Origin of the sequence: Bradyrhizobium sp., from assembly GCF_004799445.1 — a bacterium.
Taxonomy (GTDB): Bacteria; Pseudomonadota; Alphaproteobacteria; order Rhizobiales; family Xanthobacteraceae; genus Bradyrhizobium.
The window spans coordinates 1-12,467 of record NZ_SSNA01000241.1 but is presented as its reverse complement, the minus strand read 5'-3'; the positions used below and the strand labels follow the sequence as shown (position 1 = coordinate 12,467).

At 62.8% G+C, this 12,467-nt stretch carries 12 protein-coding genes; 8 read left to right on the top strand and 4 right to left on the bottom strand.

Annotated features, from left to right (window positions below; translation table 11 throughout):
* Positions 1-90 precede the first annotated feature (90 nt).
* Positions 91-813 (bottom strand): hypothetical protein, encoded by a 723-nt coding sequence (locus E8A46_RS30380; RefSeq protein WP_291568990.1) that lies wholly within the window; start codon positions 811-813, stop codon positions 91-93.
* Between the two features lie 174 nt (positions 814-987).
* Between E8A46_RS30380 and mbfA the strand changes: the two genes are divergently transcribed.
* From mbfA to E8A46_RS30360, 4 genes are all read left to right on the top strand, one after another.
* Complete coding sequence (mbfA, locus tag E8A46_RS30375) at positions 988-1,959, top strand: iron exporter MbfA (RefSeq protein WP_291568988.1); 972 nt, start codon at positions 988-990, stop codon at positions 1,957-1,959.
* Between the two features lie 14 nt (positions 1,960-1,973).
* Positions 1,974-2,846, top strand: a complete 873-nt coding sequence (locus E8A46_RS30370; protein ID WP_291568986.1) for a hypothetical protein — start codon at positions 1,974-1,976, stop codon at positions 2,844-2,846.
* A 61-nt stretch (positions 2,847-2,907) separates the two neighbouring features.
* A complete protein-coding gene (locus E8A46_RS30365) occupies positions 2,908-3,435 on the top strand; it encodes a cytochrome b (RefSeq protein ID WP_291568984.1) in 528 nt (175 codons plus the stop codon).
* Positions 3,436-3,522: 87 nt separating this feature from the next.
* Positions 3,523-4,995, top strand: coding sequence for an amidase (locus E8A46_RS30360; protein WP_291568982.1), 1,473 nt, complete (start codon positions 3,523-3,525; stop codon positions 4,993-4,995).
* A 111-nt stretch (positions 4,996-5,106) separates the two neighbouring features.
* On the opposite strand, the gene E8A46_RS30355 is transcribed toward E8A46_RS30360, so the two are convergent.
* Positions 5,107-6,888, bottom strand: a complete 1,782-nt coding sequence (locus E8A46_RS30355; RefSeq protein ID WP_291568980.1) for an acyl-CoA dehydrogenase family protein — start codon at positions 6,886-6,888, stop codon at positions 5,107-5,109.
* Between the two features lie 92 nt (positions 6,889-6,980).
* On the opposite strand from E8A46_RS30355, the gene E8A46_RS30350 reads away from it, so the two are divergent.
* Positions 6,981-7,682 (top strand): SDR family NAD(P)-dependent oxidoreductase, encoded by a 702-nt coding sequence (locus E8A46_RS30350; protein ID WP_291568978.1) that lies wholly within the window; start codon positions 6,981-6,983, stop codon positions 7,680-7,682.
* Between the two features lie 128 nt (positions 7,683-7,810).
* On the opposite strand, the gene E8A46_RS30345 is transcribed toward E8A46_RS30350, so the two are convergent.
* Both E8A46_RS30345 and E8A46_RS30340 read right to left on the bottom strand, forming a co-directional pair.
* Positions 7,811-8,425, bottom strand: a complete 615-nt coding sequence (locus E8A46_RS30345; protein ID WP_291568976.1) for a GNAT family N-acetyltransferase — start codon at positions 8,423-8,425, stop codon at positions 7,811-7,813.
* Between the two features lie 74 nt (positions 8,426-8,499).
* A complete protein-coding gene (locus E8A46_RS30340) occupies positions 8,500-8,703 on the bottom strand; it encodes a DUF1127 domain-containing protein (RefSeq protein WP_291568974.1) in 204 nt (67 codons plus the stop codon).
* Between the two features lie 115 nt (positions 8,704-8,818).
* On the opposite strand from E8A46_RS30340, the gene E8A46_RS30335 reads away from it, so the two are divergent.
* From E8A46_RS30335 to tcuA, 3 genes are all read left to right on the top strand, one after another.
* Positions 8,819-9,727: a transcriptional regulator GcvA gene (locus tag E8A46_RS30335; protein WP_291568971.1), complete on the top strand. Its 909-nt coding sequence runs from the start codon at positions 8,819-8,821 to the stop codon at positions 9,725-9,727.
* Positions 9,728-9,906: 179 nt separating this feature from the next.
* Positions 9,907-11,241, top strand: a complete 1,335-nt coding sequence (locus E8A46_RS30330) for an MFS transporter (RefSeq protein ID WP_291568969.1) — start codon at positions 9,907-9,909, stop codon at positions 11,239-11,241.
* A gap of 83 nt (positions 11,242-11,324) precedes the next feature.
* Positions 11,325-12,467 (top strand): FAD-dependent tricarballylate dehydrogenase TcuA (gene tcuA, locus E8A46_RS30325; RefSeq protein WP_291568993.1); only part of this gene is annotated, 1,143 nt, incomplete at its 3' end.

Here is a 12,467-nt window from a genome sequence, read left to right as displayed (position 1 = left end):
CGAACCGGAGCCCACTTCGCTCGAAAACGCTGGGATTCCTGGTTGACGCGTTTTCTTCACGCGAACCGGAGCCCACTTCGCTCGAAAACGCTACTCTTGGCGGGCTTTCTCCTTGGCCGCGCGGTGAAGATGCCGATAGGTGCCGTCAAACACGGTGTCCGACGACGAGGTCCACTCGGTCCCGGCCGACAGCGTCGGCCGGCTGTTGTAGATGCGGCGGGCCTGAAGTTCGCGCTCGGAGGATTCCTCCTCGCCCATCGGCTCGAGTTCGAAGGAGGCCTCCTCGGGGATGACGATGAGTTGCACGAATGGCTCGTTCGGTCTGAAGATGTGGGTGCGGCCCTCCGCCGGCGCCTTGAACACGCAAAAGAACAGCATCGGCCACCAGTTTCGGATCAGCGCCGGCACCGCGATCGGCACGGTATCGGTCGGATCGGTGTAGAACCGCGGATGCGGTTCGGTCCGGATCGCCATGCCCTTTTCAACCTTGAGGTCCAGAAGGATCTGGTAGGTATAAAAAGTGTCGCCGAAATTCCGGAATGGCGGCCACTGCACGCCACCGTCCGGGGGCGGGCCCCAATCTCCTTCCAGGATCAAACGGCCGTCCTTGGTGCTGACGTGCAGTTCATTGTCGTACGGGTAAAACAGCTCAATCCCGTATTGCGCGCCTTCCGAAAAGGGAACGCAATGCCAGACCTGTTCGCGCGAACCGTCGGCGCGGGGCTCGCGCTTGCCGGCCCACCCGGGGATCTCAAGCCTGGTTCGGCGCGGGGCGAGCCGCGGGTCGTTCAAGCGATATTTGACCTTGTCCATAACTGCTCCGCTACGATGGATCGAAAGATAGGATCCTGAACGGGCGCGAACCGCAACAGTTCCAGACTGCGAGGGCGGAAACCGATCGGCGGCGCGCCGCCGAATGATTTGACCTTGCAGCAGGCTATCGCTATAAAATTTAGAACCATTCTAAACTAATCAAGAAGGCTTGCCGTGAAGAATTTCGCCGATTTGACCGAGCGGGAAGTGCTGGCGGTTGCGATCTCCGCGGAAGAGGAAGACAGCCGCATCTACATGACCTTCGCAGAGGATCTGGCGGAGCGCTATCCGGAATCGGCCAAGCTGTTCGAGGAAATGGCCGAGGAGGAAAAAGGCCATCGCCACATGCTGCTGGAGATGTACGAAAAGCGTTTCGGCCCAAATCTCCCGCCTATTCGCCGAGACAACGTCAAGGGATTCTTGCGCCGGCGCCCGATCTGGCTGACCAAGAATCAGTCGCTCGACGCCATCCGCAAGGAAGTCGGGACGATGGAGTTCGAAGCCGAGCGGTTCTATATCAAGGCCGCCGAACAGACCCAGGATGTCGGTGTCCGCCGGCTGCTCGGCGATCTCGCGGAAGCAGAAAAAGGCCATGAGAAGGTCGCGGCCAGGCTGACCGATCAAATCCTCAGTCCGGACGTGCGCGCGGACGAAGACAAGACCCGCCGGCGCGTGTTCGTTCTGCAATATGTGCAGCCGGGTCTTGCCGGATTGATGGACGGCTCGGTGTCGACCCTCGCCCCGCTGTTCGCCGCAGCCTTTGCGACGCATCAGAACTGGCAGACGTTTCTTGTCGGCCTCGCCGCCTCGATCGGCGCCGGCATCAGCATGGGCTTTGCGGAAGCGCTGTCGGATGACGGCTCGCTGACCGGGCGCGGTTCGCCCTGGCTGCGCGGCGCGGCCAGTGGTGTGATGACCGCACTCGGCGGCCTCGGGCACTCGATGCCGTATCTGGTGCCGGACTCCTGGGCCAATGCGTTCTGGATCGCGACCGCGATTGCGGGAGTTGTCGTGTTCTTCGAACTGTGGGCGATCGCCTATATTCGGGCGCGTTATATGGATACGCCGTTCCTGCAGGCGGTGTTCCAGATCGTGCTTGGCGGCGTCATCGTCCTCGCCGTCGGCATTCTCATTGGCGCGGCCTAGAAAGCTTTGCGGTGATGCCCAGACGATGTTGCAAACGCGGTTCACGCCAGCTCAGCGCGCTGGCGGGGATGATTTTGTCGATTGCGCTGGGACAACCCGCAAGCGCCACCGACGAGATCCAGGTCTACAACGCCGGCATCGCCGCGGTCGGCCAGCTTACCATCCAGCAGCACCTCAATTATGTCGCGCTCGGACAAAAGGACCCGCCGTTTCCCGGCGGTCTCGTTTCCAACCACAGCCTCAACGGCACGCCGGAATTTGCCTACGGCGTCACCGATTGGTGGGAGGTCGGCCTCTATCTGCCGTTCGCCGTCCAGGATCAGAAATTCATGTCCGACGCCTTCAAGCTGCGGACCCTGTTCGTTTCGCCGCATGCCGAGCAGCGCGATTTTTTCTACGGTGTCAATCTGGAGTTCAGCAACACGACGCCGCCGTTCGCGCAGACCCGGTTTACGCTGGAGGTGCGGCCGATCATCGGTGTTCGTAACGCCGACTACGAATTCATCGTCAACCCGATTATAGACGCCGGCTTCGGAAAGTTGGGTGAATTGGACTTTGCGCCTGCCGCGCGTCTGGCGCGAAAGCTCGGCCCGGATACGTTCCTGGGTCTCGAATATTACGCGGATTTTGGCGAGATCGGGAACATGCCGAAGCTTGCCGATCAGCAACACACCCTGTTTCTGGTTACCGATTTCAAGCTCGGCGTCCTCGATGTGGACTTCGGCGTCGGTTACGGATTGACGTCATCGTCCGATCGCTGGGTCATCAAGACCATCATCGGCTACGCGTTTCCGGTTCCAGGAAGCAATTCGAGCGCGGGCGAGCGCAGCGCTGCCGGACCCGTCAATCCGATGTCGCACACTTCCACGCGATATCTGCAACCTTGATGAACCGGCGCCATGGACGTGCCATACTCGCGTCACGACTCGAAGAAATGAAGGAATGCGCATGACTGATCGTTTGCAATACGGCACCACCGCGAAGGTGTTTCACTGGCTCGTGGTGGCGCTTTTGCTGGTGCAATACCTGATTGGCTGGCTGATGCCGGATGTTCATGCGGGCCCACCCGGCGCGCCCATGACATTCCATGTCTCGTTCGGGATCGTCATCCTGACGCTCATCGTTCTGCGGTTTGCCTGGCGGCTTACCCACCCCGTCGCACCGGAGAGTTCGCTTCCGCCCTGGCAGCGGCTAAGTTCCGAAGCGGTGCATTGGGCGCTCTATGCGATGGTATTGGCGACCACCCTTACCGGCTGGCTGTTCGCGTCGTTTCGCGGCTGGTCGATTTCATTGTTTTATCTCGTGCCGCTGCCGATGCTGGCCTCGAAGGACGTGGCGAACGTGAAGGCAATGGACGGCTGGCATCAGGCGATGGGATTGACGCTGCTGGTGCTGGTCGGCATTCATGTGGTGGCGGCGATGGCCCATATCTTCATTTACCGCGACCGCATCATGCAGCGGATGCTGCCGAGATAGCCGTCATTGAGGCAGCAATAGCGGTCTAGCGGCCGTCGTCTAACCGGAGCAATATCCCGAGCGCCGAAAACGGACCGGGAGAACGACGTGGCGAAATCGCAATGGAGCTTCAGGACAGCGACTGAAATATCGGCCGCCCTTGCGGCAAGGCAAGTATCTGCCGTTGAGCTGGCACAGGATGCGATCGGACGCATCGAGCGTCACGATCCAAGGATCAATGCGATTTGCGTCCGCGATTTCGAACGCGCGCTGGACGCCGCCCGTGCCGCCGACGCGGCGCTCGCGCGCGGCGAGACGCGGCCGTTGCTCGGCATTCCCCTCACGGTGAAGGAATCCTTCAACGTCGCAGGCCTGCCCACGACATGGGGCATTCCGGCGCAGAAGGATTTTCGGCCACCGGAGGATGCACTGGCGATATCCCGCGTCAAGGATGCCGGCGGTGTCATCCTCGGCAAGACCAACGTGCCGCTCGGGCTCGGCGACTGGCAGAGCTACAACGACATTTACGGCACCACCAATAATCCCTACGACCTCAGCCGCACGCCCGGCGGCTCTTCCGGCGGATCGTCGGCGGCGCTCGCGGCGGGTTATGGACCGCTCTCGCTCGGTTCCGATATCGGCGGCTCGCTGCGAGTGCCGGCGTTTCACTGCGGCGTCTACGCGCACAAACCGACATTCGCATTGGCGCCGGCGCGCGGCAACACACCGTCGCCATTTCCCGCATTGCCCCTGGATCGCGACATGGCGGTGATCGGGCCGATGGCGCGCAGCGCGCTGGACCTCTCGCTCTTGCTCGACGTCATTGCAGGACCGGACCCGCTGGAGGCTGGCACGGCCTACAAGCTTGTCCTGCCGCCGCCGCGTCACAGTGAATTGAAGAATTTCCGCGTGCTGCTGATTGATACCGATCCGGTGATGCCGACCAGCGCCGTAGTGTGGGCGGCGATCGACAGGCTTGCCGCCGGCCTCGGCAAGGCCGGCGTCAGGATCGAGCGCCAAAGCCCGCTGTTGCCGGACTTCGCCGCCTCCTCCCGCCTCTTTATGCGGATGCTGCTGTCGTTTGTCGCGGTTGGTTTCCTGCCGGAAGTCTATGCCGGCGCCAAGGCCGCGGCGGCGAACCTGCCGGCGGATGACATCAGCCTTGCGGCGGAGCGGCTGCGCGGCATCGCGCTCAGCCATCGCGACTGGGTGATGGCGGACGGCGCACGCGGGCATTTGCGTGCGCAATGGCGGGCGCTGTTCAAGACCTTCGATGCGGTGATCTGCCCGGTGATGCCGACGCCGGCCTATCCGCACGACCATTCCGAGGAGCAGGAAACCCGCCGCATCAACATCGACGGCAAGGATTATTCCTACCCCGATCAGTTGGCCTGGCCCGGCATCGCAACCCTGCCCGGCCTGCCGGCCACCGCAATACCGATCGGCCTTTCGCCGGAAGGCCTGCCGGTCGGCGTCCAGATCCTCGGCCCGTGGCTGGAAGATCGCACGCCCTTGAAACTGGCCGAACTGATCGAGCGCGAATTCGGCGGCTTCGTGCCACCGCCGGCGTTTGATGACTAACGACCGGCCTAGAGCGAGATGACTTTTCGTTGAATCGTCATCTCGCTCTCTATCTTTTTGTTTGAGCATGATCTTTTCGGAAAACCGCTGCACACTTTTCCGGATCTTGCCCTACGCGGCGGCAAGCAATTCACTGACCTCGGCCATGCCGGCGGCGCGCTCGCCGAGCAGAAGGTCTGACATGGCGCGCTGCGTCGCATCGTCCGCAAGCTGGAAGGGATCGCTTGCGGATACCCGATGATCGATCACCATGCGGGACAACAGGAGCCTGCGGGCATCGCCGCGCATCTCATGAATGCGCCCGGCTTCCCACGAAAGCTGAACCGCGCTTGCGACGTGATAGAGCAGGCTGGTGGCGCGCCGCGCCTCGGCCTCGCGGTCACTGCGCCCGGCTACCTCACGGGCAAAACCGACGGCGCGATCGGTGAACGCGCGCAGGCGGTCGCGCCAGGCGCCCGGCACGTTGGCGCTGTCGTCGAGCCGGGCATGCAGGTCGGCGGCCAATGCCGCATCGGCGCCATGGCGGCCGACCGCCCGCGTGAGCGCGTCGATGGCGACGATATTGCCGGTACCCTCCCAGATCGAGCCGAGATGCGCGTCGCGCAACAGCCTGCTGGTTGCAAACTCCTCAATGTAACCGATGCCGCCGCGCATCTCGAGCGCATCGCCGCAAACCTTGCGGGCATCGCGCGTGGCGCGAAATTTCAGCGTCGGGGTGAGAATGCGCAACAGCACTGCCGCGTCCTGGCTACCGGCTTCGGCGCGGTCGAGCGCGTCGGCGGTCAGAAAACTCATCGACAGCGCCTGCTCGGTGGCCAGCATGATCTTCATCAATTGCCGCCGCGCCAGCGGCAAATCGACGATGCGGCTTCCGAACACCACGCGGTTCTTTGCGACCGCCATCGCGTCGTGATGGGCGCGGCGCATCAGCGCGGTGGATTTGACGCCGTTGGAAAGCCGCGAAGAATTGACCATCTCGGCCATCTGCACGAAACCGCGATCGAGCCGTCCGACGGCGTAGGCGATCGCGCCTTCAAGCTTGATCTCGCCCGAGGCCATCGAGCGGGTGCCGAGCTTGTCCTTCAGCCGGACGATCCGGTAGTGGTTGGGCGAGCCGTCGTCGAGCTTCCGCGGCATCAGAAACAGGCCGACGCCGCGCGTGCCGCCGACGGCGCCCTGCGGCCGGGCCAGCAGCATCACCACCTCGGCGTCCGCATTGGAGCAGAACCATTTCTCGCCCGAGAGCCGCCAGTGATCGCCTTCCTGCACGGCTGATGTGGCGAGCGTGCCGACGTCGGAACCGCCCTCTTTTTCGGTCATGAACTGACCGCCCTGGGTCAGCTTGTTCATGTCGGTCTGGGTGAGGCCGTCCAGATATCCGGCCTTCAGCGCCTCGCTGCCGAAATTCGCAAGAAGCTTGGCGCAGCCATCGGTGACATTGATCGGACAACCCAGTCCGAACTCGGCCTGGTTGAAGAGAAACGTAAAAGCGTGCTTGGCAACGACCGGGTACTTCTCGGGCCAGCCCAGAATGCCCTTGCGAAGCGACATCGCATGAATGCCGAACTCGCCGAACGCGGCGCGCTCAAGCTCGCGATAGGCCGGATGGTATTCGATCCATTGGGCGTCGCGGCCGAAGCGGTCGCGCTGATGCAGCACCGGTACATGCCGGTCGGCCAGGCGGGCACACTCGTCGAGATGACCGCCGGCGAGCGCGCCCAGCCGGTCGAGATGCGGCTCGATATGACGGAACAACGCATCGGGAAGATGGATGCGAAGCAGGTCCTTCAGCGCCGGATCGGCGCGGTAAAAATTCATGCCCGAGGTGTCGGGCGCCAGCAGCCCCGGCTGGGCGGCGGAATCCGCAATGCGATCATGCTGGCGCGGCTGCATTGAATTTTCCGGTTCGTTTCCTCATCTATTGGGTGGAATTATCGCACATCCCCACGGCTGACACCAACTCCGACAAATCAAGGAAACCTGCCATGGAAACCCCAAAATACAACAAAGCCCTCATCGTCGGCGCCGGCGAAGGACTGAGCGCGTCGCTGGCGCGGCTGTTGGCCCGCGAAGGCATCAAGGTCGCGCTGGCGGCACGCCAAATCGAAAAGCTCGGCGCGCTCTGCACCGAGACCGGCGCGCGCGCCTTTGCCTGCAATGCCACCGACCAAGACGAGGTCGAGCGCCTGTTTGGGCTGGTCGAGCGCGAGATCGGGACGCCCGATGTGGTCGTCTATAATGCCAGCGCGCGGGCGCGCGGTACTTTCATAGAGCTGGTGCCCGCCGAGGTGGCGCAGGCGATCGCGGTGAGCGCGTTCGGTGGCTTCCTGGTGGCCCAGCAGGCGGCAATGCGGATGCTGCCAAGCAAACACGGCGCCATCCTGTTCACCGGCGCGTCGGCGAGCGTCAAGGGCTATCCGCAATCCGCACCGTTCGCGATGGGCAAATTCGCGCTGCGCGGGCTGGCGCAAAGCATGGCGCGCGAACTATCGCCGCAAGGGATTCATGTCGCGCATTTCGTGATCGACGGCGGCATCCGCAGTGCAGGCCGCGCCGAGCCCGCCGACAGGCCGGACTCGATGCTCGATCCTGACGCCATTGCTCTGAGCTATTGGAATGTGCTGCAGCAGCCGCGCAGCGCCTGGACCTGGGAGCTGGAATTGCGGCCCTGGGTAGAGAAGTTTTGAAGTTGCGCAGAAATAGCGTTCGTCATTGCGAGCGTTAGCGAAGCAATCCATGGCAACGCAAAGAAAGCTTGATTTCTTCGTCGCGTTGCTCCTCGCAATGACGCACTAAAAGCCGAGTATCCGAAATCTCAAACCGTCGCCTGATGCGCGAGCTGCTGCGCCGCCAGCCGCGAGCTCGCGCAGGCAATTTCCTGGGGTGCTGCGTCGACAGGTTTCTCGAAACGCACCAGCTTCCAGTCGTCGGGGTGGCGTATGAAGTTAAATCCGGACTTGCGCGCAAGGCCAATCATGACGTCATTGGAGCGCAGCGTATCGCCGAACACGCGGGCAGCTCCAAACGCAGCCGCGCGGCATTCCAGATTCCGCAGCAAGGTCGATCCGATGCCCAGGCCTTGCCAGCGGTCATCGACCGATACGCCGAACTCGAAACTTGCCGTGTCGGCCTCGAACCCGTAGCGGGCTTCGCCGACGATGGTTTCGACGCCGTCGATCACCATGATCGCCAGTACGCTGAACCGGTCCCGCTCGCCGACATGGATGAAATGCTCCAGTTCGGTCGGCGGAAGTTCGCTCATGGCGCCAAGGAAGCGATTGTAGCGGGAGTGGACCGAGAGCGAGCGGAAGTAACCCTGCAACGCTTCGGCGTCATCGGGCTCGACAAAACGCACCGCCACCGCCTTGCCGCTGCGCAGCAGCAGGATATCGCGGTGTTGCCGGAGGTTATCAAGGCGAAACGCGGTCATCGCAGGCTCCCCAATGGTCGCGAAAGAGGTTGGCTGGCGCCCCCCTTCAAGAGGCGGCGCCAGCCTGGCGGCGTCTAAGCCCGCCAAAACGGCTTTTCGGCCTCTTCGATGATATCGCTCCACGAAAGTCCGACGTCGTGCAGGTCGCGGTCGGTCCAACGCGACAGCTCACGCCGCTGCCGCCGACGCTCGGCCCACACATGCAGCTTTTCGCTGATTTGGGCGAAGAGCCCGGATTCATGATGATTTATCATCGTTCTGGGTGAACAGGTAGACATCTCGATCTCCCAAAGCTAACTTGTTAAGTGCAATATCGATGTGAACCGGGAATTCGACAAACGACACTTTGTACCTGTTTAGATGAGATAAACTCATGCAAATGGCGCCCGGAAGATGACTGCCCGACTGCCGTCGCTCAATGGGTTGCGGGCGTTCGAGGCCGCCGCCCGGCATCTCAGCTTTACCGTTGCCGCCGCCGAGTTGAACGTCACCCAGACCGCGATCAGCCATCAGATCCGAAGGCTCGAGGAGGAACTCGGGATTCGCCTGTTCGTCCGGCAGAACCGCAGTTTGGCGCTGACGCCGGAAGCCAGGGACTACCTTCCCGGCATTCGCGCGGCGTTCAACGATCTGCGGCTCGCCACCGACCGGCTGATGCGCAAGGAAAACGATCGTGTGCTGACGGTCTCCACGCTGGCGTCACTGGCCGCAAAGTGGCTGTTGCCAAGGCTTTCCACCTTCCAGCAGGCCCACCCCGGCGTCGACGTACGGATCACGACGTCGACCAGCCTGGTCGATTTCCGGCGCGACGACGTCGACGCTGCGATCCGCTATGGCCGCGGCCACTGGCCCGGCCTGCGCGCCGACTGGCTGATGGCCGATGAATTGTTTCCGGTGTGCAGCCCGGCGTTGCTTGCGGGCAACAAGCCGCTGCGGTGCCCGGAGGATCTGGCCAATCACACGCTGCTGCACTCTAGCGGGGGCTATGACGATGACTGGCGGCTATGGCTCACCGCCGCCGGACTGCCGTCGAATATCTCGAAACAACCGGGATTGAGCTTCGATCTGATCCTGATGACGGTGCAGGCCGCGATCGACGGAATCGGCGTTGCGATGGGCCGGACCTCCTATGTCGAGGCCGACATCGCCAAGGGCCGGCTGGTCGTTCCGTTCAAGATTGCCCTACCGGCCGACGCCGGGTTCTATCTGGTCTCGCCCGAGACCAAAGCCGAATCGGCCAAACTATCGGCGTTTCGGCAATGGCTGATTGCCTCGGTCCAGGGCAGCCCGGGAATCAGTTGAGCACAGCGCGGCTGATGTAGATGCCGCGCCGCGGCGATCTTACCGCAGAGATCCAGTCGTTGCGTTTTCCGGTTGGTCAGGCCGCCCTGACGTGGCAGATTGCCGGAAGAAACGAGCAACTGTCCTCGCCGGTGCGGAAAAGCTGCACCGAGCGCAAGGACAACGGGGAGAATTTCATAATGTCGCAATCGTCCAGTTCGCCGCCGCCTCAACTCAAATCGCGAATTGGCGCCATTCTCCGCTCCACCAGCGGCAATTTCCTCGAACAGTTCGATTTCTTCCTGTTCGGCTTTTACGCGCCCTATATCGCCAAGGCGTTCTTTCCGTCTCAAGACGAGACCGCCGCACTGCTCAACACCTTCGGCGTTTTCTGGCTGGGCGCGCTGATGCGCCCCGTCGGCGCGATCGTGCTCGGCGCCTATATCGACCGGATCGGCCGTCGCAAGGGACTGATCGTCACGCTGGCGATCATGGCGATCGGCACGGTGACGATTGCGGTCTGTCCGACCTATGCCAGCATCGGCGTCGCGGCGCCGATCATCGTTCTGGTCGGCCGCTTGCTGCAGGGCTTTTCCGCCGGCGTCGAGCTTGGCGGCGTCTCGGTCTATCTGGCCGAGATCGCAACGCCCGGCAACAGGGGTTTCTATACCTCGTTCCAGTCCTCCAGCCAGCAGGTCGCGATCTTCGTCGCCGCGACCATCGGATTTGCACTGAACGAACTCGTGACGGGCGATACGATTGGCTTCCTTGGCGGGATCGAATTCGCCAAGTGGCGAATCCCGTTCTTCGTCGGCTGCCTCATCATTCCGTTCATTTTCTTTCTTCGCCGAACGCTGGAAGAAACGCCGGAATTCCTGGCGATGAAGAAACACCCTTCCACGACCGAGGTCTTCAGATCCGCCGCGCTGAACTGGAAGATCATCGTGCTTGGCATGATGGTGGCGGTGCTGACCACCACGACCTTCTACTTCGTCACGGTCTACACGCCGACCTTCGGCAGGAACGTGCTGAAACTCACATCGCAGGACGCGCTGCTCGTCACGCTGCTGGTGGCGGTGACCAACTTCTTCTGGAATCCGGTCGGAGGCGCGGTGTCCGACCGTCTCGGCCGCAAGCCGGTGCTGCTGACGATCGCGGGCCTGTCGCTGGTGACCGCCTACCCTGCGCTGCACTGGCTGGTCGCAGAACCCACCTTCGGCAAGATGCTGACGGTTGAAATGATGTTCTCGTTCTATTTCGGCGTTTACAGCGGGACCATGCTCGGCGCGCTGGTCGAAGTGGTGCCCGCGCATGTCCGAACCACCTGTTTCTCGATGGCGTTCGCGCTGGCCGCGGGCCTGTTCGGGACGTTCACGCCCTTTGCTTCGACCTGGCTGATCGATCAAACCGGCGACAAGGCCTCTCCGGGATTCTGGCTGATGTGCGCCGCCATCCTCGGCATCGTCGCCACGCTCGCGATCTACCGGGACGGCAAGGCGGCCACCAGCCAGCAGCCCCTCGCGGCCCGGGGCTAAGACATGTCCGGGCAGCGGGTCGCGTTGCCCGGATGCCGGTTTTGATTTCCGTGCAAACAAGATAACAACACGGCATGGTCGATTTGACCCTCAAATACGACGTGCTGGTGATCGGCGGCGGCAATGCGGCGCTGTGCGCCGCGATCGCAGCACGGCGCGCCGGCGCGTCCGTTTTGGTGCTGGAAGGCGCGCCGAAATTCTATCGCGGCGGCAACACCCGCCACACCCGCAACATGCGCTGCGCCCATGATGCGGCGACCGAGATCCTCACCGGGCCCTATACCGAGGAGGAATTCTGGGAAGACCTCAAGCGCGTCACCGGCGGCCAGACCGACGAGGAACTGGCGCGCCATATGATCGCCGAGTCCAAGGACATCCTGGGCTGGATCGTCGAACAGGGCGTGCGCTGGCAGCCGTCGCTGGGCGGTACGCTCAGCCTCGGGCGCACCAACTCATTCTTCCTGGGCGGCGGAAGGGCGATGCTGAACGCGCTCTATTTGACCGCCGAACAGCTTGGCGTTGAGATTCGCTACGACGCCGAGGTGCTCGATCTCGAGATCGCCGACGGCATGTTCCTTTCTGCCGCGCTGAAGCAGGGTGACGGCCGCGCCACCGTCCGCGCTTCCACCCTGGTCGCCGCCGCCGGCGGCTTCGAGGCCAACATCGAATGGCTCAAGCAATATTGGGGCGAGGCCGCCGACAATTTCCTGATCCGCGGCACGCCGTATAACCGCGGCACGATCCTGAAGATGCTGCTCGAAAAGGGCGTGCAGGACGTCGGCGATCCGACGCAATGCCACGCGGTCGCGATCGATGCGCGCGCGCCGAAATTCGACGGCGGTATCATCACGAGACATGATTCCGTGGTGTTCGGCATTGTCGTCAACAAGCACGCCGAGCGCTTCTACGACGAGGGCGAGGATATCTGGCCGAAACGCTACGCCATCTGGGGACGGCTGGTGGCGGCCCAACCCGACCAGATCGCCTACATCATCTTCGACTCGACGGTCGTCACGAGCTTCATGCCGACGCTGTTCCCGCCGATCGGAGCCGCCTCGATCGCCGAGCTCGCAGGCAAGCTCGAACTCGATCCGGCGGCGCTGGAAAAGACCGTGGCCGGCTTCAACGCCGCGGTGCGGCCGGGCACCTTCGATCACACCATCCTCGACGATTGCCGCACCGAAGGACTGACGCCGCCGAAAACCCATTGGGCGCGGAAGATCGAG